The 23,048-nt window shown below is 56.9% G+C and carries 22 protein-coding genes; 14 read left to right on the top strand and 8 right to left on the bottom strand.

Features of this window, described 5'->3' with window-relative positions:
• Positions 1-96: 96 nt before the first annotated feature.
• The 7 genes from VM163_12740 to gatE all read right to left on the bottom strand — a co-directional run bounded on the left by VM163_12740 (position 97) and on the right by gatE (position 8,493).
• Complete coding sequence (locus VM163_12740; protein HUT04746.1) at positions 97-486, bottom strand: flagellar export chaperone FliS; 390 nt, start codon at positions 484-486, stop codon at positions 97-99.
• Between the two features lie 100 nt (positions 487-586).
• Positions 587-2,074 (bottom strand): flagellin, encoded by a 1,488-nt coding sequence (locus VM163_12735; protein HUT04745.1) that lies wholly within the window; start codon positions 2,072-2,074, stop codon positions 587-589.
• 526 nt (positions 2,075-2,600) lie between these two features.
• Positions 2,601-3,098: a flagellar protein FlaG gene (locus tag VM163_12730; GenBank protein HUT04744.1), complete on the bottom strand. Its 498-nt coding sequence runs from the start codon at positions 3,096-3,098 to the stop codon at positions 2,601-2,603.
• 27 nt (positions 3,099-3,125) lie between these two features.
• The gene (gene fliS / locus VM163_12725) at positions 3,126-3,527 is read right to left on the bottom strand and encodes a flagellar export chaperone FliS (GenBank protein HUT04743.1); all 402 of its coding nucleotides are present in this window, start codon (positions 3,525-3,527) and stop codon (positions 3,126-3,128) included.
• Between the two features lie 101 nt (positions 3,528-3,628).
• Positions 3,629-5,116, bottom strand: coding sequence for a flagellin (locus VM163_12720; protein ID HUT04742.1), 1,488 nt, complete (start codon positions 5,114-5,116; stop codon positions 3,629-3,631).
• Positions 5,117-5,492: 376 nt separating this feature from the next.
• Positions 5,493-6,506: a radical SAM protein gene (locus VM163_12715; protein HUT04741.1), complete on the bottom strand. Its 1,014-nt coding sequence runs from the start codon at positions 6,504-6,506 to the stop codon at positions 5,493-5,495.
• A complete protein-coding gene (gene gatE, locus VM163_12710) occupies positions 6,493-8,493 on the bottom strand; it encodes a Glu-tRNA(Gln) amidotransferase subunit GatE (GenBank protein ID HUT04740.1) in 2,001 nt (666 codons plus the stop codon). Before gatE ends, VM163_12715 begins: the two co-directional genes overlap by 14 nt.
• 626 nt (positions 8,494-9,119) lie before the next feature.
• On the opposite strand from gatE, the gene VM163_12705 reads away from it, so the two are divergent.
• The 14 genes from VM163_12705 to VM163_12640 all read left to right on the top strand — a co-directional run bounded on the left by VM163_12705 (position 9,120) and on the right by VM163_12640 (position 22,135).
• The gene (locus VM163_12705; protein HUT04739.1) at positions 9,120-9,959 is read left to right on the top strand and encodes a formate/nitrite transporter family protein; all 840 of its coding nucleotides are present in this window, start codon (positions 9,120-9,122) and stop codon (positions 9,957-9,959) included.
• Positions 9,960-10,007: 48 nt separating this feature from the next.
• Positions 10,008-10,868: an FAD/NAD(P)-binding protein gene (locus tag VM163_12700; GenBank protein HUT04738.1), complete on the top strand. Its 861-nt coding sequence runs from the start codon at positions 10,008-10,010 to the stop codon at positions 10,866-10,868.
• Positions 10,865-12,904 (top strand): formate dehydrogenase subunit alpha, encoded by a 2,040-nt coding sequence (gene fdhF / locus VM163_12695; GenBank protein HUT04737.1) that lies wholly within the window; start codon positions 10,865-10,867, stop codon positions 12,902-12,904. Before VM163_12700 ends, fdhF begins: the two co-directional genes overlap by 4 nt.
• Positions 12,901-13,893, top strand: a complete 993-nt coding sequence (locus VM163_12690; protein HUT04736.1) for a 4Fe-4S dicluster domain-containing protein — start codon at positions 12,901-12,903, stop codon at positions 13,891-13,893. Before fdhF ends, VM163_12690 begins: the two co-directional genes overlap by 4 nt.
• A 151-nt stretch (positions 13,894-14,044) precedes the next feature.
• Positions 14,045-14,236, top strand: a complete 192-nt coding sequence (locus tag VM163_12685) for a hypothetical protein (protein HUT04735.1) — start codon at positions 14,045-14,047, stop codon at positions 14,234-14,236.
• Between the two features lie 40 nt (positions 14,237-14,276).
• Positions 14,277-14,642 (top strand): LysR family transcriptional regulator, encoded by a 366-nt coding sequence (locus tag VM163_12680; protein HUT04734.1) that lies wholly within the window; start codon positions 14,277-14,279, stop codon positions 14,640-14,642.
• Positions 14,639-15,601 carry a tungstate ABC transporter substrate-binding protein WtpA gene (wtpA, locus tag VM163_12675; GenBank protein ID HUT04733.1) on the top strand — a complete coding sequence of 321 codons (963 nt, stop codon included), beginning with the start codon at positions 14,639-14,641 and terminating at the stop codon, positions 15,599-15,601. The genes VM163_12680 and wtpA overlap by 4 nt, the downstream gene beginning before the upstream one ends.
• 91 nt (positions 15,602-15,692) lie before the next feature.
• A complete protein-coding gene (locus tag VM163_12670; protein HUT04732.1) occupies positions 15,693-16,505 on the top strand; it encodes an ABC transporter permease in 813 nt (270 codons plus the stop codon).
• A complete protein-coding gene (locus VM163_12665) occupies positions 16,492-17,553 on the top strand; it encodes an ABC transporter ATP-binding protein (protein ID HUT04731.1) in 1,062 nt (353 codons plus the stop codon). Before VM163_12670 ends, VM163_12665 begins: the two co-directional genes overlap by 14 nt.
• A gap of 27 nt (positions 17,554-17,580) precedes the next feature.
• Complete coding sequence (locus VM163_12660; protein ID HUT04730.1) at positions 17,581-18,711, top strand: molybdenum cofactor guanylyltransferase; 1,131 nt, start codon at positions 17,581-17,583, stop codon at positions 18,709-18,711.
• On the top strand, positions 18,698-19,873 hold the full coding sequence (gene glp / locus VM163_12655) for a gephyrin-like molybdotransferase Glp (protein HUT04729.1): 1,176 nt from the start codon (positions 18,698-18,700) through the stop codon (positions 19,871-19,873). The genes VM163_12660 and glp overlap by 14 nt, the downstream gene beginning before the upstream one ends.
• Positions 19,857-20,657, top strand: a complete 801-nt coding sequence (locus tag VM163_12650) for a radical SAM protein (GenBank protein HUT04728.1) — start codon at positions 19,857-19,859, stop codon at positions 20,655-20,657. Before glp ends, VM163_12650 begins: the two co-directional genes overlap by 17 nt.
• Before the next feature lies 1 nt (position 20,658).
• Positions 20,659-21,117, top strand: a complete 459-nt coding sequence (moaC, locus tag VM163_12645; protein HUT04727.1) for a cyclic pyranopterin monophosphate synthase MoaC — start codon at positions 20,659-20,661, stop codon at positions 21,115-21,117.
• Between the two features lie 64 nt (positions 21,118-21,181).
• The gene (locus VM163_12640) at positions 21,182-22,135 is read left to right on the top strand and encodes a molybdenum cofactor synthesis domain-containing protein (protein ID HUT04726.1); all 954 of its coding nucleotides are present in this window, start codon (positions 21,182-21,184) and stop codon (positions 22,133-22,135) included.
• Between the two features lie 122 nt (positions 22,136-22,257).
• Here the strand turns inward: VM163_12640 and VM163_12635 are convergent.
• On the bottom strand, positions 22,258-23,048 hold a 791-nt coding region (locus VM163_12635), incomplete at its 5' end, for a hypothetical protein (GenBank protein ID HUT04725.1).

Below are 23,048 nucleotides of genomic sequence, written 5' to 3'. Positions count from 1 at the left end.
CCAAGTGGCGATGTGCGGGCGCCCGCACTCGACTCGCGGGGATATTGCGGCCCGCACTGTTGCAGTAGGTTTGTTCCAAGCCATCCATCCTTCTTGCTACACGATCCCATTGTCAACAAGCATCTTGTGCCAGCAGGACCTGAGCTCACCTAGTATGTGCATTATCTCGTCAAAGCTTGCCTCGTCCTGCTTCTCGATCTGGGCCTCACGGGCAAGCTTACTCATGTGGCTATACAAAAACAGGAAGCTATTAACCTCCTTGTGCCCAGATTCGACCGTCAGGGAGCTCATGAGGCCAGATAGGACGCAGAGAAGCTTTCCGCGATACTTGTAGGCGTCACGAATGTTTCCCTCGAGCATTTTGTTCTTGGCCAGTCCAGCAGCCTTGATCCCTCCTTCATACAGCATCAGTATCAAACGGGGACCGCTGGCGGTTCTGACCTGAACCGAATGGTACGTTCTCTTTGCGTGTAGCCTCTGATCCACGCTTCCCGCCTCTCAATGTTGATCGAGGTCAATATAAAGGGCAGAATGCGACGAGCGCATCCTGCCCGTTATTACTCTTCGTTTTTCGAGTGGGTTGTGTTTACAGCTGAAGAACAGCGAGCGGCAGCTGCATTTGCTGAGCGGCGTGCATGAACATCGTCAGCGCCGCCTGCTGCTGGACACTCTGTCTGGTGAGGTTGAGCTGCTCCTCGATGATATCCGCATTGATGATGCGGTCTCTTGCGGCTGTGTTGTTCTCGATCATTGTCGCAAGTGAACTATCCCTGATCTCTAGCCTCTGCGACGTAGAACCCAGGAGTGTCTCGAAAGCCTCTACTAGTGAGATCGCTCTGTCGATGTGCGAAACCGAGGTCGCAGCAGCATTCGCTGTTTCCAAGCTGATACCGTCTGCACCTATCACGCCTGAAGTGTCCGGACTTGTGATCGTGGCCGCCTCAACGCTGAGCGAGAAGCTATCGCCCTCGACGAAATCATTCGTGTAGCCCATCTGGTCGTAGTCGCTGAACTGGATTGTGACCCCAGAATCCCACGAGCCATTCTTGATCTCGGCTTTGCCGGTGGAGTCAAGCGAGAGCGTGCCGGTCTGCTGGGAGCCGTCCGCACCTGTGAACGTAAAGGATGCGGTCAGCTGGTCCTGTCCCGATATTACCGTCGCGTTCCCTGAACCGGTTAGGTTGACCTGTATCTTACCATCCACCGGTCCGACGTAGGTGCTTCCAGCGGTTGAGGCAGCGTTGCCAGTTGAGCCTTTGCTCCGGAACGCTTCCGTCTCATGAGTGATCGATGCCGTGGTGCCGAAGGTGATCCTGTCCCCGACCGCGTAGTTCACCGAATTACCGCTTGGCTCGAGCTGGAACTCGATGCCAGCATCCGAGTAAGCTGACCCGACAATACCTGTCGCCTCGGGCGGCTCATACGTCGTGTTGCTCGTCACATTGTAGGTGCCCGCGCTGGTGAACTCGAGCGTCCAATCCCCTGTCCGCACCTCGCTGTAATCCGTTATGTAGGCGTTTCGGCCGTCAGCGTCAGTTTCCCAAGTAACCTCAGCCGCATCACCGGTCGCCCCGACTCCGGTCTCGCGGGCATAGAAGCTCTGGTCGATCTTGATCGAGGTGATGTCTCCGGGGCTCGGGCCAGTCTGGAAATTGAAAAGCCCGGCGCCATTGAGCAGCTGTCTTCCGCCCCACGTTGTCTGCCTCACCGTATCATCGATCTCTTTCATCTGCTCAACGATCGTCTTGCTCAGGGCCGAGCGCTCCGGCCCTGATTTGGTTGAGTCGGACGCCGTAAGCGCAGTGGCGCGCATTGCGCTGAGAAGGTCCTTGATCCCCTTCAGCCCGCCCTCAGCCACCGACACGAGGTTGCTGGCGTTGCCGGCGTTGACTTTCGCCGTCGTGAGCCCGGATATGGTCTTACTCATCATCTCCGAGATCACGTAATCAGCGGGGTTGTCCGATGCCTTCGCTACTTTCAGACCACTGGAGATTCTCTTCTCTGTTTCCATGATGTCCTTCGCCAAAAGCGAAAGCAAGTGCTGAATACCGACTGCTTGTGTCTCTACAGTCACAACAATTCCTCCGTGTTTGTCATCGTCTCATCCATTGAACGTTCTAGTTCGCTGCCATAAGTTACTGCCACCGTTCGCTTAAGCAGCAACCGTGCCATTCCATCACATTATTGTGGTCGGATGTTCCTAATCGCCGCTTGAGACGGGGCTTCATAAAGGCTACGTGGGATGACTCTATCGCCAGCGCACAAAGGACATCAGGCCAGCGCATAGAATAGGTGGCAGGTTTTTCCGGCAGAGCAGGCTCACTCGGGTCCCAAGAGCTCTGCCCCAGCGCTTTCTTGGTGTTGGCGGTTGGGCTTATTCCCGCTTACTTAGCGACAGAGTCGTTCAGAGGGAAATAATTTCCGCCCCTTGGGTGCTGTCGTTGTGAAGGACGGGTTGAAGTGGGGTTTCATGCACCGTCAAGGGATGACTGATCGGACACTTAAACAGGTGCCAAAAAGCGGCGGCGATAGGGGGGCCGCGGCGCTTTCGCGCCGGTCAGCCCCCTTCGCCTTGCAATGGGGATGGATGAGGGCTTAATCTAAGCCGTCTTATCGAGAACTATCCCTAACATGTCGAACACTTGGTTCATCGCGGCGAGAAGTTTCTCAGGTGGTATCCTCCGAACCATCTCGCCGGTCTCAGCGTCAACCACGCGAATTACCGATATCTCCTCCTCGGGCTCGAACTCGAACTCGAGTTGGTTCTTCGACATCTGACTCAGCTCGTTGAGCATTGAGATGAACTCTTTGAGATCATCTTCTGTCCGTGCCGGGCTGCTCTCAGCAGTTGAGGAACGTGCGTTATCATCTGTTTCCTCAACTGGAGCTGGCCTTTGAACGGACGCAGCTTCGTCTCTGATGCTGCCGGTCCTATCCGAGGCTTGTCCAAGACCAACACTGCTGGCCTTCACTTCGGTGGCCCGGGCATCCGCGCTGGCTGATTGTCTCTCGTCGTTCGTTCGCGCGGCAGCTGCGGCTCTCCTATCCCCATAGATTGAGTTTGTCTGGAGATTCGAGGCGATTTCAATCCGCATCATCTTAGCTACCTCCTGGCTAGAACCAGATCAGCTCTGGCCAGCCATCTTGTTACGGGCCAACATCTCCTTCCAACTATCCCTGAGCTCGCCCATGATGCGCAGGACCTCGTCGAAGCCGCTCGCATCTTGCTGCTCGATTGCGGTCTCTCGCACCATTTTGCTCATATAGTCATAGAGGAAGAAGAAACTGTTGACCTCCTCGCGTCCTGAATCCAGGACCAAAGAGCGCGTCAGTTCAGACAACACGTTCAGCAGCTTGCCGCGAAACTTGTAGGCTTCTCTCAAGTTCCCGTCGTTCGTATGTCTTTTAGCAAGTCCAGCGAACTTGAGCGCACCCTCGTAGAACATAAGCACCATCTGGGGGCCGCTCGTAGTTGCGAACTGAACTGCCTGGTAAGCCCTTCCGGCGGTCATCTGCTGATTTAACATTCTCACTTACCTTTCAACTTCTTCTTGAGAAAGTTAAGCGACGGAGGGGGGAGCAAGAGCTCCCCCAACCATCGTGTTATCTGTTCTGACTTACTCCATTGTTATATACTGAGAATTGACAGACCCATCTGCATCTGCGTCGTCGCATGCGCGAACATCGCCAGCGCAGCCTGCTGCTGCACCGTGTACTTGGTCAGATTCAGCTGCTCTTCAACAAGGTCAGACTTCACGATACGGTCCATGGCCGCCGTGTTGTTCTCAATCATCGTTGTGATTGAGCTCTCCCTGATACCAAGCCTCTGGGATGTCGAACCAAGAATCGTCTCATACGTCTCCACCAACGAGATCGCCTTGTCGATGTGAGCGATTGACGTCGAGGAAGCGGCCGCTGACGAAAGGCTGATACCACTGGTGCCCAGGATACCTGTCGTATCAGGTCCCGTTACGGATGCAGCAGTAACGTCAAACGAGAAGCTGTCGCCCGCCACGAAGTCGTTCGTGCTTCCGATCTGGTCGTAGTCGCTTAACTGGATTGTGATCCCCGAATCCCACGTTCCATCGACTAGACTGGCCTTGCCGTCCGCATCTATGGACATCGTGCCGCTGTGCTCCGTCCCATCCGCTCCGCTGAAGGTGAATGATCCCGTCAGCTGGCCCTGACTGGATATGACTGTCGCGTTACCGGACCCTGTGACGTTGATCTGGAACGTTCCGCCCATCTCACCAGTGTATTGACTTCCGGCGGTTGCGGCCGCGTTGCCTGTCGTGCCTTTGCTGCGAAACGCCTCAATCGCGTCAATGGCCGCCGCCTTGCTGCTGAAGGTGATCCTGTCGCCAACCGCGTAGTCAGTGGAGTTGCTGCTCGCCTCCAGCTGGAACTCGATACCGGCGTCAGAATACGCCGTGCCTGTTGCGCCCGTTGATGTGGGCGGCTCATTGATCGTTGTGCTCGTAACGTTGAACGTCCCAGCACTCGTGAACTCGAGTGTCCATTCGGCATCTTCAACCGCGCTGTAGTCAGAGACGTAGATCCTACGACCATCTGCGTCTTCCGTCCAGTCCGCCTGAGCGGCCGAACCAGTCAGACCAACGCCGATCTCTCTCGCGTAGAAGCTCTGGTCGATCTTAATCGACGTTACGTCCCCTGGATTTGCGCCCGTCTGGAAGTTGAACAAGCCAGCGCCGTTGAGGAGCATCTTGCCGCCCCAGGTCGTCTGCTTGACCATGTCGTCGAGTTCCTTCATCATCTCGGCGACGGTCTGGCTCAACGCGGAGCGCTCTGCCCCGGATTTCGTAGCGTCAGCGGCCGTCAGCGCTGTGCTGCGCATCTCACTAAGCAAATTCTTGATGCCGGTCAGGCCGCCTTCCCCAACCGCCACTAGGTTGCTGGCGTTGCCGACGTTGGCTCTCGCCGTCTGAAGACCATTGATCGTCTTGTTCATCATCTGGGAGATGACGTAGTCGGCCGGGGCGTCAGACGCCTTAGACACACGGTAGCCCGTCGAGATCCTGTTCTCTGTCTTGGCCACAAGCGTGCTGATTGAGGCAAGCATGTTTTGAATACCAATAGCTTGCGTTTCTGCGTTCATTTATTTCCTCCGTGATTTCAGCCATGAACATGGCTGGTGTTCGGGCATCCGTGCCCTACTCCGTTAGCCGCGCTGCTATAAGGCAGCTGGCTTCTGAATCGAGAAGACCCTTGGTCCTGGGCGTCACCTCCCTTCCTATTCTCTTCTTACCTTCCATGCATTCGCATCAATTGCTCCAGCACTTATCGAAACCGAGTCGGAAAACTTTAGAGACTCTTTGCAGAGCAAGGCAGTGGCCGTTGTGTAGGGGCGATTCACGAATCGCCCGATCTCATCGATGCGCCCATCCCGCGGAAATCAGGAGAAGGGCGGTTCGTGAACCGCCCCTACACCAGCGGGCCGCCAAATGGGCAGACGGGCGGGGCAAGCACCGCCCCTACGAGAGAGGTGCACCCTCTTGCCCGGAGATTCTGCCGTCAAACCGCCCGTCAACGCATTCCGTCTCATACTCCGAGCAATAGCTGCAAAGTGAGCAGAAGCGTCCTCGGACATGGTCCGAGCGAAGCAGAACCATCGGCCGGGAATTGAGGATGCTCGTGATGCTCTCCTCGGTCGCATCACCGACCTTGAGAACGCCGTCGTAGTCCACGCAACACGCAACCACGGTGCCGTTCCAAAGGACCACGAGCGACCCCTTCCAAAGCTCCCTACAAGGCCTGAAGCGACGAACCTTGCTATACATCAGCATCGGCTGGAAGGTTATGTGGTCCACTCGAGCTGCCCAGATTGACCTGAAGCGCTCAACCTGCTGCTCCGTCTCGCGCGATACGACGTAGTTGATCTCGACCCTTAGCCTCGGGTTGAGCCGCTCCCTCGTGCCCAAAAACTCCATGACCCTCTGCTCCAAAACCCGGTAGTCGAAACCACGAAGAGAGCTGTATATCTCAAAAAGCCCGTCAATTGAGAAGCATATCGCAGAAAGCCCCGCTCGAATGATCGCCTCAGAAAGCGACGGTGTGAGCAAAGTCCCGTTCGTAACCATGAAAGTCCTGTGGCCGAGGCGCGAGGCTGTCTGGATTATGGAAGGAAGCTCTGGATGGAGCATCGGCTCGCCCCAATCATATAGATAAACGTATTGCAGCCTCCCGCAGTCTCTCAAAACCCTCTCGGCCAGGCCGGGGTCCATGAATCCCCTTGGACGGTGCATCTTGGCGCTCGGACAGAAGCGACATCGTAGGTTGCAGTGGTTCGTGGTCTCGAGCATCACGCTCGTAAGAAATGGTATCTTGGGAAGCCTCAGGAGAAAAGCCAGATGGTTCAGCCCCGACCTCACAAGGTCTGATGGCGTTCTGCACCTGTCGAAAAGGACCTCAGCGACCTGCCTGTTTCTGGCGACTTTCCTCGCGACCAGCCGAGCAACAGAACGAGCCGCCGCCTCAACTACTCTCATGAACTTCGCCCAGGGCCTTGCGAAGGGCCTTCGCAACACTCCTGGGCTCAAGTTTCAGACAGGTTGATCGCATGATGTCCCCCATCAGCGCATTGAAGACCTTATCGGCAGGCAACACGTCAAGCAGGTCCCGACGAGACTTAAGCCGCTCGCAGACAGCCTCATTGACAGCCTCTTCGCCGGTAGAGTCGAGCGCATAACGCTCCATCGCCACCTCGAGCGCATCGTCGAACACGACAATGTCGCGCAACACCCAAGAAACTGCCTCTTGGGACAACCTGCCCATCTTGTGCGCCTCGAAAATCTCGAAAATCTCGTCATCCGACAGCTCGGACACGTCAAAACCCGCTCGCTCAAGCCACCTCAAACGCTCCGTCAAAACGAAGGCCGCAAAACAGGGCTCAACTCCCAGCTCGCTAACCAATCGGTCAAAGAGCTTCCATTTACCAGTGCGCATCAGCTGCTTGATAGCCTCCTCGGAAAGGCCCAGATTCCGAAAACGCTCGAACGCCTCAAACGGGTTTGCCTCAATTCTCGACTTGGCCTGCTCAATCCGCTCAGCCGGAATCTCAATCGGCGGCAAGTCGGTATCTGGATACATGCGGTTAGGCCCGGGGAGAATTCGCTCGAATCCGGTCGTCCCATTTTCATACGCCTGCCTTGTCTCGTTGGGAACGCCGTCAATCGCGTCCTCGATCCTCAACCGCGTCTCCGACACAGCTGTCTTTACATCCTGTCTGTTCCCCCAAACCAAGATGACCGCGTCATCTGTTGAGGCGCCGAGAGCCAAAAAGACTCTTGACCAAGCATTGTCGCTGATGTCCCCTGTTCGCCCCTTGCCGTCGTTCCACATTATGTTGGGCTCGCCGTCGAGGCAAGCAATCACCTTGATCCGCTGGGAGACCTCGTATCCGAAAGGTTTTCCCGGCTGTAGTTCTGGGCTGAGAATTCCGCCAAGTTTGCCGAGGCCTATCACCACAACGCAATTGCCCGGCCCGATGTCAAGTTGTTCTTCGAGGATTGCGGAGCCAAGCTCGCCAACCATTGTGGCAACGTCCACGCTCCAGAACTTCAAGCTCTCCTTTGTGACGCCTCGGCTGGCCAGCTCCTCCTTAAGCTCGAGCAAATGCTTCTGCCTCAGCGCCTCGTAGTGGACAAGTGGCCCGATCAGAGACACCTTGGGCACGCCCTTGATCTCGACCCGTGTCGAACCAGCGATGCTGACATTCACGTCCTGCCGAACGCTACCGAGCCCCCGGTGCACAAGTCCCATTGCCTTCAGGCTCGTGCCGATCTGCTCCGCGACGTCCTCAACCTCCCAGGGCGTCACCATGTCGCGCTCCGTAACGACCTCAACCAGCGGCATGCCAAGCCGGTCGGCCTTGAAGGTGATGCGATGCCCCACATCAGAGACTTCTCGGCAAGCGTCCTCCTCGAGTCCCAGCTGCCGGATGCGGATTCTCTTGCCCTTGTGCCGAATGACTCCGTCTATCCCCACAATGCACGTGCGCTGGAAGCCGGTCGGGATGCTTCCGTCCAAATACTGCTTGCGAGTGATGAACAGCTCATCGATCATCGTGCAGCCCAGCAGCAGAGAAACCACAATCGCTATATCGACCGCGTCCTGGTTTATCATAAACGGCGGCGTATCGTCCATCTCATACGTGCAGACACAGTCGTGATACAGCTGATAGACGACCTCTTTCTTGGTCTTGAACTCCATCAAGGCCGTCCCGTCGTATTCGCCAAGCTCCGAAAGAGTCGGACGCATGTGCCGAACCACGACCGCGTCGAAGTCGTTATCCTTGTGCATTATTACCGGGCAATGACAGAAGAGCTTCTTCGCGGTCTTGATCTGCTGATGGATCTCAATACCAGATGTGAGCCCAAGCTCTTCGTATTCCTCGGCGCTTAAGTATTCTACATTCACGAAATACCAATATCTCTTGTATCCCGGCCTCGCCATCTCTGCACAGCGGCGTCCCACGACCGGCAACTTTTTAACCTACAACTCGTCCGGTGGCTGGGGCGGGAGGACTTGAACCCCCACCTCGAGGTATAGAGCCTCGCATCGTCCCTGTTCGACCACGCCCCTGCCCATTCTCAAAAAAACCGCATAACAATAGCACGCACGAGTTGAATAGGTCAACGACCCAAACAGGCTTCAAGCAAGAGCCGTTGTCGCTTGGCGGTCCGCGGTTTCACCGTCGCAACCGATATGGTGAACGAGCCATCAGTTGAAGGTTGGAGTCGTAACCTTTGTTCATCACACCTGATTCTTGAATACTACGGCGCCTTCGCCCCGGATGACCTCCCGGATAGCATGAAAGTAGAAACGTTTTAAGGGATTCTTGCCGTAAGAATCCGATTGGGGTGGATTCGCTACTTTTGGGTCGCAGGGGAGTCTGATATTCTTTTAACAAGCTTTGCTTGACATCTGCCCGGCTGCCCTATAGATTGCCCAGCAGAAGGGGGCTGAACCCTGCATTTAGATTTCTTTTGATCAGTATTTTAATGGAGATGTGTATAGCGCAGAGGCGAGTTGCCTCGATCTATCTTGCGCAGAAGTGTTCTTTGTTGTCAGACTGACCTCCAAAGGAAGGAGAGAAAAAAGTGGCGAGTTTCAATTCACCACAAGAAGTGGCGAAATCCCTACTCGACATTGGCGAGAAGAAGGCGCGCTTGCCTTTTGGCAAAATGGCATGGCTTGGAATCCTCGCTGGCGTTTACATCGGTTTTGGGGCACACCTGGCCACAACAGTTGGGACCGGGATCGGCATACTGGGCCTTAAGAAGCTAGCGATGGGTGCCGTCTTCAGCGTCGGCCTCATGTTGGTCGTGATCGCGGGATCAGAACTGTTCACAGGTAACTGCTTGCTCGGTTGTGGCTGTGCCCACAAAAGAGTCAAGTTAGGAGGCGTGCTTCGTAACTGGTCCGTTGTTTACGTCGCGAACTTGCTCGGCTCGATCTTTCTGGCATGGATGGTCGCATCGCAATCTGGGCTTCTCGATGGGCCGGTAGGCGGCACGGCGCTGAGTATAGCTTACGGCAAGGTGGCAGCATCGCCGCAGGGCCTCGGGCACAATTGGGCCTTTTTCTTCAGGGCGATCGGTTGTAACTGGCTGGTCTGTCTTGCGGTTTACATGGCGCTTGCGGCCAAGAACATTGTTGGAAAAGTTTGGGCGATCTTCTTCCCTATCATGGCGTTTGTCTCCAGCGGCTTCGAGCACTGCGTTGCCAACATGTATTTCATTCCCGCTGGCATCTACGCAAAGAGCTTCACCAAGGCTGTCGTCGCCTCGGGGCTCTCCCAAGCGCAGCTTAACACGATCAACTGGGGAAGCATGTGGAGCCAGAATCTCATTTCTGTTACCCTCGGTAATATCGTAGGAGGCGCGCTATTCGTCGGCGTAGGTTACTGGTATGCTTTTCTCAGAGGGAGCAAAGACTGAATGATTAGAGAAACGGCAAGATACAAGACCAATTGAGGAACTGAATTTATGAGTGTCACGACAAAGCCATTGGCCAGGGACGCAGAGCAGTTGTATCTCCCGACTCCCTGCAAGATCGTCTCTATAAGAGACCTGACACCCATGGAGAAATTGTTCCGAATTCAGATGCCGGACGCGCAGGAGCTCGGCCAGAAGCCCGGGCAGTTCGTCCAACTCTCGATTCTGGGATACGGCGAGGCGCCGATTTCGGTGGCGAGTTCGCCGACTCGGAGAGGCTACTTTGAGCTCGGAGTGCGCAACGCCGGAACATTAACTGGGGCGTTGCATCGACTCAATGATGGCGACGAAGTCGGCATCCGTGGGCCGTTTGGCACGTTTTTCGATGTTGAGAAGCTGGCCGGCAAGGACCTGTTGCTCATCTCTGGGGGATGCGGCCTTGCGCCCATGCGCTCGCTGATCCAGTATTGCCAGGATAGGCCGGAGGAGTTCGGGAAGATAACGATTCTCTATGGTGCTAAGACGCCGCTGGAGAGGTTGTTCAAGGAGGACCTCGCCCACTGGGCGCAGTTGGATGTGTTTGCGTGCAAATATGCTGTGGACGGCGTGCCCGGCGTCGGCTGTTTTGACGAGGGTGAGATAGGACTTATCACGGTCCTGATTCCGCCCCTGAAGATCGATGTTCAGAAAGCGATAGCGGTGATCGTCGGGCCGCCGATCATGTATAAGTTCGTGATCGCGGAGCTGAAGAAGAAAGGCATGACCGAGGACCACATCATCGTTTCGCTCGAGCGTTACATGAAGTGCGGGGTCGGGAAGTGCGGACACTGCGCCATCGAGCACCTGTATTGCTGCCTCGATGGGCCGGTGTTCTGGCTGAACGAGATTAGCGGGCTGAGGGGGGCAATATGAAACGAACACTAACTACCTGTCCTTATTGTGGCACTGGCTGCCAGTTCTACCTTATGACAAATGGAGAGGGGCATCTGGTCGGCGTGGAGCCTTCGAGCAACCACGTCGTCTCCAAAGGCCAGCTCTGCGTTAAGGGTTGGAATGCGTTCAATTTCGTAAACCACCCAGACCGGCTAACCGTTCCGCTGATAAGAAAGAACGGCAATCTCGTCGAGGCTTCGTGGGACGAGGCGCTCGACCTGATAGCTACGAGGCTCAAAAAGGTCCAAGATGCGCACGGCGCCGACTCTGTGGCCTTCTTCTCGTCAGCCAAGACGACGAACGAGGAGAACTACGTCATGATGAAGCTTGCGCGGGCGGTCTTCAAGACCAACAACGTTGACCACTGCGCAAGGCTCTGCCACTCCTCGACGGTCGCAGGTCTGGCTGCGACGTTTGGCTCAGGCGCGATGACCAACTCGATCTCGTGCATAGAGAAGGCCGACTGCATTCTAGTGACAGGGTCCAACACGACCGAGCAACACCCCTTGATTGGAACGCGAATCGTCAAAGCAGTCGCGCAAGGAGCGAAGCTCATCGTGGCGGACAACCGCAAGATACGGCTTGCCATGCTTGCTGACATGCACATCCGCTTCGAGAACGGGACGGACGTGGCGTTCTTAAACGGTCTGATGCACGTGATCATAAAGGATGGCCTTGCGGACGACGAGTTTGTCAGGACACGGACAGAGGGATTTGACGAGCTGAAGGAGATCGTTGGGAGGTTCACGCCCGAGCGGACGGCCAAGATATGCAAGATCACGCCTGATGAGGTTGAGAAGGCGGCGCGGATGTTTGCTGGCGCTGCTAGGGCGATGATCATCTACTCTATGGGCATCACTCAGCACTCGCACGGCGTTGACAACGTCCAAGCCTGCGCAAACCTCGTGATGCTCACGGGTAACGTTGGGAAAGTCGGGACAGGCGTGAACCCGCTTCGTGGCCAGAACAACGTCCAGGGCGCATGCGACCTTGGGGCGCTACCGAACGTCTATACAGGCTACCAGAAGGTTACTGACGATGCGGTGCGTGGGAAGTTCGAGAAGGCGTGGGGTGTCCAGCACTTGCCCGGGAACGTGGGCCTAACCGTCACAACCGCGATCAATGCGGCTGCGGACGGCAAGCTGAAGGCCCTCTATGTGATGGGCGAGAACCCGATGATGTCAGACCCAGACCAACACCACGTTCAAGATGCGCTGGAGAAGCTGGACTTCCTCGTGGTTCAGGACATCTTCCCGACTCCGACTACGAAGTTCGCGGACGTAGTCCTGCCGGCAGCGTGCTTCGCGGAGAAAGATGGGACTTTCACCTCCACCGAGCGTCGAGTCCAGCGCGTCCGAAAAGCATGCGACCCACCAGGCCAGGCCAGACAGGATTGGGAGATACTCTGCGAATTGGCGAGGCGCATGGACTACGACGGACTCACCTACAGCTCTCCGAAGGAGATCATGGACGAGGTAACCGGGGTCACGCCGAGCTACGGCGGCATGCAGTTTGACCGGCTCGACCAGGTCGGCCTTCAATGGCCGTGCCCTGACCGGAACCACCCTGGAACGCCAGTATTGCACGTCGGCAAGTTCACCCGCGGGTTAGGGCTATTTAGTCCTGCAGAATACAAACCACCAGCGGAGCTGCCGGACGATGAGTATCCGTTCGTTCTGTCCACTGGTCGCTGCTACTTTCACTTCCACACGGGGACAATGACGCGAAGGTCGCGGCTTTTGGACCGCGAGGAGCGTTTCCCCTACGTCGAGGTGCATCCTGATGACGCCAAGAGACTCAACATCCACGATCGATTCTGGGTCATTGTCTCGACCCGCCGTGGCGAGGTCAAAGCAATGGCCAGGGTCTCCGACATCGTCATCCCAGGGCACCTGTTTATGACCTTCCACTTTGAGGAGGGCGCGGCGAACGTGTTGACCAACAATGCGCTTGACCCAGTGGCCAAGATACCAGAATACAAAGTGTGCGCAGCACAGATGAGGGGGGTGTCATGAAAACAGCGACAGCAGAACAGTTAAAAACATTCTTCGAATCGCTTCAGACCGACTTCGACTTGCGAGTGCCAGTCAAGCTGCACGATGGGACGCGCGTGCTCGGCGGTCTCTCAGAGGGTCCTCTTGCGCTTCAGGGCGGCAAGATTCCTCAGAAACCTACGAGCGTCTTCTTCCCGCAGTTCGATGAGGTCTTCGTGGTTGACGAACAAGGCAAGTTCCAGATGGCAGGACCAGTTCCAAAACCGATCATGGTCGTGGGCTTTACAGCTCAGGACCTCGACTGCCTCGAGTTCATCGACAAGTTCTTCTCCGAGAACTACCGCGACAACATCTACTTCAACAAGCGCGACGGCTCGGTTGTGGTGGGCATTTCAGGCAGATGTGGGAAGGACGGCGAGTTCATGAAGATAGCCGGCGGCAAGTGCGACATCGAGCTCATCTCCGATGGCGAGTCATTCATCGTCCAGCCCTACACGGACAGAGGCAGGAAACTTACAGAAAAACTCGTCGCGCCAGAATCCGGGGCCGACAGGGACGCGATAGAAGCTCTGAACAAGGAATCGGACGCGCTCCCCACCGACGACGAGGATACGATCGACAAGGCCTCGGAGCTCATCCGTGCGAATGAAATCCCTGACGTGTTCTGGGACGAAATCGCAGCCCGCTGCATCGCCTGCACCAGCTGCAATCTGGCGTGCCCAACCTGCACATGTTTCGAGGTCTATGACCGTAAGCGCGACGGCAAAATGGTCCGTCAAAGAGTGTGGGATTCGTGTCAGTTTGACGGCTTTATGCGGGAGGCGAGTGGGCACAACCCATCGGGCAAGCAGATGCAGAGAACGCATCGGCGCATCCATCACAAGCTGGCCGCCGACGTCGAGCGTTGGGGCCACAAGACCTGCATGGTGTGCGGCCGGTGCGACGATGTTTGCCCGACGGACATCGGGATGAAGTCGGTCTGCAAAATGATAGTGGAGCGTTATAGTTAAAGCGTAAATGGAGTGGTCTGGTATTTTTATCAGGCCATTTCTTTTGGGTGGGATATGTCGCACTCGACATATCACATCCCCAAACGAAAATATATCGGATGGTTAATAACCTCCGAGCGATGCCGAATCGTTCAAGAATAACGGAGGCAACATGGGAGTGAATGACGAACTACTAACTGCAATAATGGATGCGTCTTATGTGGAGGGCGAACGACGGAAGCTCAACTGCGCCGACGCCTTCAAACTCGCGGAGCGACTCGACGTCAAATTGCACGAGATAAGCCGCGTGTGCAATCAGAGCAAGATTCGCATCTCCAACTGTCAGTTGGGGTGTTTCAAATAGCTGGTCAAGGGCAGAGGGCGAGCGTCCGGAGAGTGGGTAGATGAAAGAGGGTCTGCGGCCGAGGTTCAAGCTCTGGCTCTCGACTAGGGATGCGGAGGGTGCTTTCGGAGACGGCAAGTGGCGTTTGCTCGATGCCATCCAACGTGAAGGCTCGCTGATGGCGGCGGCGACGGAGCTTGGGATGAGCTATCGCAAGGCCTGGGGCGACCTCAAGAAGGCCGAGCGGTCTCTTGACGTGTCGCTCGTCGAGAGGCGCCGGGGCGGGATTTCTGGCGGCGAGACCAGGTTGACCGAGGCGGGAAGGGTTTGGCTTGAGGCGTATTCCGAGTTCCGCTCTGATGTTGACGATGCCATTTCAAGCGCCTTTACGGCGCACATTGAGAGTCTAGAAAGGAGAAACAAATGAGAAGGATTTTGCTTGTGGTTCTTGCTCTTGTCATCTTGGGGACATTGTCGCTTGCTGGCACGAAAGGTAGCGGCCTGTCGGGCGAACTCGTGGTCTTTCATGCGGGCAGCCTCGCCGTTCCGTTCGATGAGATAGCCAAAGCGTTTATGAAAGAGTATCAGAACGTGAAAGTGATTCGCGAGGCGGCCGGCAGCAGGACCTGCGCCCGCAAGATTTCCGACCTGAAAAGGCCGTGCGACGTAATGGCCTCGGCGGATTACACGGTAATCGACACGCTTCTGGTCCCCGAGTATGCAAGTTGGAACATCTCGTTCGCAGCGAACGAGATGACGATCGTCTATCACGAGGCCTCTCGGCTGTCGGATAAGATCGATCGAGACAACTGGTTCGAGGTTCTTCTCGACAAGAGAGTGAGGTTCGGCAGGTCAGACCCAAACGCCGATCCATGCGGCTACCGGTCGATTATGACAATGAAGCTCGCCGAGAAACACTACAAGAAGCCCGGCCTCGCAGAAAAGATGCTCAAGAAGGACAGTAGGTTCATCCGGCCAAAGGAGGTTGACCTCCTGGCCCTTCTGGAGTCTCACACAATCGATTACATATTCCTGTATCGCTCGGTGGCTGAGCAGCATGGCCTCAAGTATCTCCTGCTGCCGGATGAGGTGAACCTGAAGAAAACGGCGCTGGCAAGTCTGTATGATTCGGTCTCGGTTAAGATATCCGGCAAAAAGCCGGGTGAGTTCATCTCCCAAAGAGGAGCTCCGATGGTCTATGGAGTAACGATTCCCAAGAGCTCCAAGAATCCGGGGGCTGCGCTTGCCTTCGTTGAGTTTCTTCTGGATAAGGACAAGGGCATCGCGATTATGGAAAAGAACGGCCAGCCCTCCGTCGTTCCGTCGCCGACTAACACTTACGACAAACTGCCGCTGCGCCTCAAGAAATTCGCCGTAAAGGGATAGACGCCTTGAGCACACAACAGGCAAGCACGAGAGCGTTTCATGCAGGCACGGCACGTGGCTAAGATGAGGAGCTCGGGCGCAAGTAACGAGGATGAGTAAGAATACTGCGGCAGCGAAAGGTCAGCTCTCTTGGCTGCATCTAACGTTCAGCGCACTTGGCGGCGTCGTCCTTCTTTTGATCGTGGCGCCGCTCGTGGGCATATACCTCAAATCGACGTTTGGGGAAATAGTCGCGACCGCACAAGACGCGGAGGTCCGCGAGAGTATATGGCTGACGCTGTGGGTCTCGATGGCTGCGACATTGGTGTTTGCGGTCGCGTGCATCCCATTTGCATACATCCTCGCCCGCAAGGACTTCCCGCTGAAAGGATTTGTTACCGGCATAGTTGACCTCCCCGTCATAGTTCCCCACTCCGTCGCTGGCATCGCTATACTGGGCATCGTTGCCAGGGATACACTGGTGGGCAGCGCGGCGGAATCGATGGGCTTTGAGATAGTTGGCACCCCTGTGGGGATAGGCGCGGCGATGGCGTTCGTGAGCGTCCCTTTTCTCATTAACTCCGCTCGCGATGGTTTTGCGGCGGTTCCCGAGAGGCTCGAGAAGGCGGCTCTCGGCCTCGGTGCGTCCCCGCTGCGGGTATTTCTGACGGTCTCGGTGCCACTGGCGTGGCGAGCGATAGTCTCGGGGCTTGTGCTGATGTGGGGTCGGGGCATGAGCGAGTTTGGGGCTGTCATGATCATTGCCTACCACCCCATGATCACCCCGATCCTTATCTACGAGCGCTTCAGCGCATTTGGGCTGAAGTACTCAAGACCCGTCTCGGCTCTCTTCATGCTGGTCTGCCTCGTCATGTTCGTCGTTCTGCGACTTTTAGCACAAGGGAGAAAGAATGCTGGCCGTTGAGAACCTCTCGAAGCGGCTCGGATCATTCGTGATGAAAGACGTGTCGTTTGAGGTGAACGAGGGCGAGTACTTCGTCCTGCTCGGTGCGTCCGGCGTGGGTAAGACTGTGCTTCTCGAGATAATCGCGGGGCTGATGCGTCCGGACAGTGGCCATGTCTTTCTGGACAGCAAAGAGATAACATCGGAGAGGATGCAGAAACGGAGAATCGGGCTCGTGTATCAGGACCAGGCTCTCTTTCCGCACCTCTCAGTCAAGAAAAACATCGCCTACGGGCTTCACTCCCGTGGCCTCAAGCGCTCCCAAATTCGCGAGAGGGCCTTTGAGCTCGCAAAGTCTGTTGACGCACTAGAGCTGTTCGACAGAAGTCCACAGACTCTCTCTGGGGGCGAGGCGCAGCGCGTGGCGCTGGCCAGAACGCTTGCCACCGAGCCCAGGTGCATCCTCTTGGATGAGCCAATCGCCTCGCTGGATGCGGCATCGCGCTGGCAGGTTCGCTCGCTGCTTCGTGACCTCAACCGACGTGGTCAAACAATGCTGCACGTTACACACGATTACGAGGAGGCGGTGTCCCTGGCCTCCCGTATCGCGGTCATGGAGAACGAGACAATCGTGCAGGTCGGGACGCCGGAAGCGATATTCCAGAGGCCTGAATCGGAGTTCGTTGCGAGCTTCGTCGGGATCAAGAATTTCCTCAGAGGAACGCTCAAGCGTGCCGCCGGCAATGGGCAACTGTCGGAGTTCACCGGTCCGAGTGGGATTCGTTTCTGCGTGCTTACAGAGGCCGACCCAGGTCCCGGATGCCTCATCGTCCGTAGCGAGGACATCGCCATCTCCAACGAGCAGCCCCAGACCAGTGCGAGGAACGTCTTCAGGGGGAACGTGCTAGACATCATCCCGGCGAAACTCGGCGTCGAGGTGTCTGTTCAAATAGGTGTGAAGTTGTCGGCGCTTCTGACGCAAGCGTCTGTCAGGTCGCTTAGTCTTGAGGTCGGCAAGGCAGTCTGGGTCTACTTCAAAGCCAGTGCGGCACGATTCTTAAAGGAATAACGACAAAAACCATAAGGTATCGAGAATATGATTTCTCTGCCACTGATGTTCATGATCGGCTCGGCCGGACGAAACGCGGGCAAGACTGAGCTCGCCTGCGCTCTCATCAGGCGGTATGTGCGAAGTCGTGAGATAGTTGGCGTAAAGGTAACGACCATAGAGAAGCTGGACGGGAATTGCCCCCGAGGTGGCCAAGGCTGCGGCGTATGCACATCCCTTGAAGGCAACTTCTGCATCACCGAGGAGAGAGGCACGTGCCCCGGCAAGGACACCACACGTATGCTACGGGCGGGGGCCTCACGCGTGTTCTGGCTCCGCTGCCTCAGGTCGCACCTGCGCGAGGGGGCGATCGCGCTTCTTGAGGTCACGGGTCGGGATTCGGTCTTGGTCTGTGAATCGAACAGCCTACGTCAGGTTGTCAGGCCCGGCGTCTTCGTTATCGTCAAGGATAGGGAGTCACAGACTTTCAAACAATCAGCCAAGAATGTGCTGAAGAATGCCGACCGGATACTGCTCTCAGACGGGAACGACTTCGACCTGGACATGAGCCGCATTGTTCTCTCAGACCGCGGCTGGGGGCTAGTGGAGGATGCCACAGCGATCATTCTGGCTGGCGGCGGCAGCTACCGTATGGGCTCGGACAAGGCCATCCTTCCCATCAACGGTCGCCCAATGATACAGCACATCGCGGACCAGCTTGCGCCTCATTTCGAGGAGCTTATCGTGAGCGCAAACTACCCACAGAAGTTCCGGTTCCTTGACATCCCAGTTGTTCCGGACATCGCGCCCAATCACGGCCCACTTATGGGCATCTTCTCGTCGCTTCTCGCCTCGTCCAGGGAGACCAACGCTGTGGTTGCGTGCGACATTCCCGAGCCCAACATACCGCTGCTCAGGAAGATGATCGCGGTCTCTGAAGGCTACGATGCGGTCATCCCACAAAGCGCAGAAGGGACGTTCGAGCCGCTCTTTGCCATCTATAATAAGAGCATCCTGCCGGCCATGCGCAGCTCCCTTGGGCACTGCTCGCGGAAGGTCTCCGAAGTCTTCAAGCACGCCAGGATTCGCTACTACCCCCTCGAGCAACGCCTCCAATTGAAGAACCTGAACACCATCAACGATTACGAGGATTACATTGGCCAAAATGGTATCGCGTGAGGAGGCGTACAACAGCGTCCTCTTCTCTGCCCCTAGACTTCCTACCCAAAGGGTCGCGCTCGACGAGGCCCTTGGCAGAGTCCTAGCCCAGGACGTAGTCTCTGACATAGACATGCCCCCCTTCGACAAGTCCGCCATGGATGGCTACGCAATTCGGCGAGAGGACCTGTTCAGGGAGCTTCATGTTCGCGAAGTGGTCCCGGCCGGGCACATACCGACGCGACGTGTGGGTCCGGGCGAGTGCGCCAAGATAATGACTGGTGCGATGGTTCCTGATGGCGCCGACTGCGTGATCATGAAGGAGCACGTTGAGCTCACGCCCGAGAACACAATCCGTTTTGTTGGGAAGGACACAGCGACGAACATCTGCTATAAGGCGGAGGACACCGAAGCTGGCGATATCGTTCTTCACGCCGGCGAGTGGCTCCGGCCTCAGCATCTCGCTGTCCTCGCCTCGGTTGGATGCATAGCTCCCCTGGTCTCAGATCGACCCCGTGTGGGTATCATTGCGACGGGGGACGAGCTGGTAGAACCAGTTGACAAGCCGGCCATCTCACAGATAAGAAACAGCAACAGCTACCAACTTCGAGCGCAGGTTGCCACAGTGGGCGGCCTCCCTCATTACTTCGGGATTGCGCGCGATACCGAGCACGCGATCGACTCCCTCTTGCGGGACGCCATTGACAAGACCGATGTTGTGCTTGTCTCCGGGGGCGTTTCAGTCGGGGATTACGACCTCGTGCCCGCCATCCTGAAGCGTTGTGGTTTCCATCTACTCTTCGAGAGTGTGGCGATCAAGCCGGGTAAGCCGACTCACTTCGGCGTCTCGGATGACGGATTCTGCTTTGGCCTGCCGGGCAATCCTGTCTCCACTTTTGTCGTATTCGAGCTCTTGGTCAAGCCGTTCCTTCTCCGGATGCAGGGGCACGACTACGCGCCCGCTAACGTAATAATGCCGCTCGAGGAGGCCATCGAAAAGCGCAGAACGAGCCGCGAGGCCTGGTATCCAGTTGTCCTGACCCCAAGCGGCGCTGTGAGACCGATCGAGTACCACGGCTCGGCGCACACCCGCGCGTTACCCCAGGCCGACGGCATCATCTGCATTCCGGCTGGGGTCACAAGGCTCGACAGAGGGGCGATGGTTCATGTTCGACAGATTTGACCGCCGCATCCACTATCTCCGTGTCTCCGTAACCGACAGGTGTAACCTGCGCTGCGTCTATTGCATGCCACCCGAGGGCGTTCCGCTTACCACGCACGCTGACATCCTGTCGTTTGAGGAGATACTGCACGTAGTCAAAACCGGCGTCAGGATGGGCATCGACAAGGTTCGGATCACTGGCGGCGAGCCGCTAGTTCGCCGGGGCATCGTAACGCTCGTCTCCATGCTCGCAGAGATTGATGGAGTTAAGGACCTTGCCATGACCACAAATGGCACACTGTTGGGCGAGTTTGCTGCGCCCCTCAGGAGCGCTGGGCTGCACCGGCTGAATATAAGCCTCGACACGCTTGACCCCGTGCGATACCGGCAGATCACGCGCCGTGGAGAGCTCGGACCCGTCCTTGAGGGAATAAGCGCCGCGCAGGACGCGGGGTTTCAGGGCACGAAGATTAACTGCGTCGTTAACAGATCGTCCGCAGAGCCAGACGCCGTCCCAGTGCGGCGTTTCGCGCAGGAGCACGGGCTTGAGGCTCGTTTCATACGGCAGATGCACATCCCAGGGGGCAAGTTCTGGGTGGTTGATGGCGGCACCGGCGGCGATTGCGAGCACTGTAACCGACTGAGGCTCACAAGCGATGGTTTAGTGAAGCCCTGTCTTTTCAATGACATAGCATTTTCATGCCGCGAGCTCGGCCCGGCCGAGGCCATCAGGCGCGCGGTCGCTGCAAAGCCCGAGTCAGGGCGGGCGGGCGCTCAGAACGAGTTCTACGTTATGGGAGGTTGAGATGGCCGAAGAGCTTACACACATCGATGACAAGGGTCGGGCGAGGATGGTGGACATTAGCGGCAAAACGCCTCAGCTTCGCGTCGCGCGCGCCTCGGGCAGGATTGAGCTCGCCGAGCGGACAGTGGAACTAATCGCCGCTAACAACATCAAGAAGGGGGACGTCCTCAGCGTGGCGGAGATCGCAGGTGTTCAGGCTGCCAAGCGCACGTCAGAGCTCATCCCGCTCTGCCATCCACTCCCCATCACGAGTATCACCGTGACGGCGAGTCTTGACCCACACAGCGTCTCGGTCGAGAGCGAGGTGTCCTGCATCGCAAGGACGGGCATTGAGATGGAGGCGCTCACCGCGGTCGCAGTCGCCCTGCTAACAGTTTATGACATGTGTAAAGCAGTCGATAAGAAGATGCGCATCGGGGAGATAGTTCTGCTCTCGAAGGCCAAAACCGATGTCGAATGAGAGCAAACAACGAACACCGCCTTCCGATTGATGCGCAGCTCAGAATGGACAAGAGAAATCCACAATGAAACAGCACCGGAAAACTAAGCCGACCGTTCTTTCGGTCAATATCTCGAGACAGAGGGGGACATGTAAGAGACCGGTCAAGAGCATCGAGCTCACCGACCGGGGCATTGAGGCGGACGCCCACGCAGGCCAGTGGCATCGGCAGGTCAGCCTGCTGAGCAAGGAGACCATTGACACGTTTTCAGCCGATGTCGGTCGCGATTTTGCGCCAGGGGACTTCGCGGAGAACATCACAACGTGGGGGTTGGACCTCTCTGAAGTGTCGCTATTAGATGAGTTCACGATATGCAAGACCCGCCTTGAGGTAACCCAGATCGGGAAGGCTTGCCACCCGGGCGGGTGCAGCGTTTTCAAACAGGTTGGCAAGTGCGTGATGCCACGTGAGGGCATCTTCTGCCGGGTCAGGTCGGGCGGTAGCATCGCGGCGGGCGATGCCATCGGGGTGTATCCTCATAACCTCTCATTTCGAGTTCTTACCTTGAGCGATAGGGCAAGCCGGGGAGACTACGAGGACAGAAGCGGACCTCGCATCACTGCCATTCTCAACGAGTTCTTTCGTCCCAAACGCTGGCGGCAAGAGGTGGTAAACTATCTGCTTCCTGACGACCCAGAAAAGCTGAGAGCATTCCTTGTAGCAGCGCGAGAAGACGGGGTAGATGTGGTCATCACGACAGGCGGCACTGGCGTTGGGCCACGAGACATCACCCCTGATGTGGTCGCGCCTATGTGCGACAAGCTTCTACCGGGCATCATGGACTACGTCCGCCTCAAATACGGTGCGCAAATCCCTACGGCACTTCTAAGCCGGTCCATCGCCGGAGTCATGGGGCGCACCATTGTTTACGCACTGCCGGGCAGTGTACATGCGGTCGAGCAGTACATAGGTGAGATTCTCAAAACGATCGAGCATCTAATCCTGACCGTTCATGGCATCGATCCCCACGCCGGCTGATGAGTCTCGGCGGGTCTATCCGGGCTTGGGATTTGAAGATGGAGTCGCCACAAAGAGGGGAATGTGCCGAGGGAGGGCCGTTCAAAGCAAAACAGCCCGAACGCCACGGCGAGGCTTCTGCATCAGTTGTGCGGCGCCCGGCCGAGGCTAATGATGACGGGGTAGTCAGCGACTATGACATCGTGCAGGATGATCGTCCTCAGCGAGGCGGTATATTCGTAGGTGACGTAAGATTCGATGCACGGGTGCTTGTCCTCGGGCACAGAGAAGTTGGGATAGGTCTGCATTTGAACGGGCCAGACATCAAGAGGGAGGCCGCCGTATGGGTTCTCGATCTCAAGGTCGTAGCTCTGGGGCGGCTCGGCCTCCGGCGTCGAGCTATCGGCCTTGACGTCCCTGTAAATCGCGATTCGGACGTCGGTAGGCGAGATGAATGAGCAGAAGCGGAGAGGCCCGGGGTCCCTGTCTGGAAACCTGAACCACAGCGGATGTGGAGTCATGGTGCTGTCGAGGCCGGCGCAGATGGCCTGCAACGTGTAATAGGCTGGTCGTGGCTCGCAAGTTTGGTAGTTCAGTATTCCCCAGTCGTGGGCATAAAGCTCGGAGCCTTCCTTGAGCTGCCACCAGAAGGTCGGGACGCCGAGCACGAAGTTGATGATGTATGTCCTGGCGAGGTATTTGGCCTGTATCTCTGGACCCCAAAGATCGTATAACCAGCAGTCCTGCATGACCCACACGCTAGCACCGTCTCTGCACTCGAAGAAGGGCTCTAGGAACTTGTCGAAATCCGCCATCTGGTCCTCGTACGTCGAAAACTCAGAGAGATGGCGCTCACACCAGGCGTTCTCCATCGTGGCGTCGTTGACGACCGGCGTCGGGCTTTCAGGGCGGTTGTGTGCGCTCAGTGCCCCGT

Source organism: bacterium, from assembly GCA_035527515.1.
Lineage (GTDB): Bacteria > B130-G9 > B130-G9 > B130-G9 > B130-G9 > B130-G9.
Note: the sequence above shows the minus strand (reverse complement) of the source record. Positions and strands in the feature narration are given on the sequence as shown.

Coding starts and splice junctions, on each gene's coding strand:
- VM163_12730 (HUT04744.1), bottom strand. CDS start 3,098: ATGATGCGGATTGAAATCGCCTCGAATCTCCAGACAAACTCAATCTAT.
- fliS (HUT04743.1), bottom strand. CDS start 3,527: ATGTTAAATCAGCAGATGACCGCCGGAAGGGCTTACCAGGCAGTTCAG.
- VM163_12720 (HUT04742.1), bottom strand. CDS start 5,116: ATGAACGCAGAAACGCAAGCTATTGGTATTCAAAACATGCTTGCCTCA.
- VM163_12715 (HUT04741.1), bottom strand. CDS start 6,506: ATGAGAGTAGTTGAGGCGGCGGCTCGTTCTGTTGCTCGGCTGGTCGCG.
- VM163_12700 (HUT04738.1), top strand. CDS start 10,008: ATGAGTGTCACGACAAAGCCATTGGCCAGGGACGCAGAGCAGTTGTAT.
- fdhF (HUT04737.1), top strand. CDS start 10,865: ATGAAACGAACACTAACTACCTGTCCTTATTGTGGCACTGGCTGCCAG.
- VM163_12690 (HUT04736.1), top strand. CDS start 12,901: ATGAAAACAGCGACAGCAGAACAGTTAAAAACATTCTTCGAATCGCTT.
- VM163_12685 (HUT04735.1), top strand. CDS start 14,045: ATGGGAGTGAATGACGAACTACTAACTGCAATAATGGATGCGTCTTAT.
- VM163_12680 (HUT04734.1), top strand. CDS start 14,277: ATGAAAGAGGGTCTGCGGCCGAGGTTCAAGCTCTGGCTCTCGACTAGG.
- wtpA (HUT04733.1), top strand. CDS start 14,639: ATGAGAAGGATTTTGCTTGTGGTTCTTGCTCTTGTCATCTTGGGGACA.
- VM163_12670 (HUT04732.1), top strand. CDS start 15,693: ATGAGTAAGAATACTGCGGCAGCGAAAGGTCAGCTCTCTTGGCTGCAT.
- VM163_12665 (HUT04731.1), top strand. CDS start 16,492: ATGCTGGCCGTTGAGAACCTCTCGAAGCGGCTCGGATCATTCGTGATG.
- VM163_12660 (HUT04730.1), top strand. CDS start 17,581: ATGATTTCTCTGCCACTGATGTTCATGATCGGCTCGGCCGGACGAAAC.
- glp (HUT04729.1), top strand. CDS start 18,698: ATGGTATCGCGTGAGGAGGCGTACAACAGCGTCCTCTTCTCTGCCCCT.
- VM163_12650 (HUT04728.1), top strand. CDS start 19,857: ATGTTCGACAGATTTGACCGCCGCATCCACTATCTCCGTGTCTCCGTA.
- moaC (HUT04727.1), top strand. CDS start 20,659: ATGGCCGAAGAGCTTACACACATCGATGACAAGGGTCGGGCGAGGATG.
- VM163_12640 (HUT04726.1), top strand. CDS start 21,182: ATGAAACAGCACCGGAAAACTAAGCCGACCGTTCTTTCGGTCAATATC.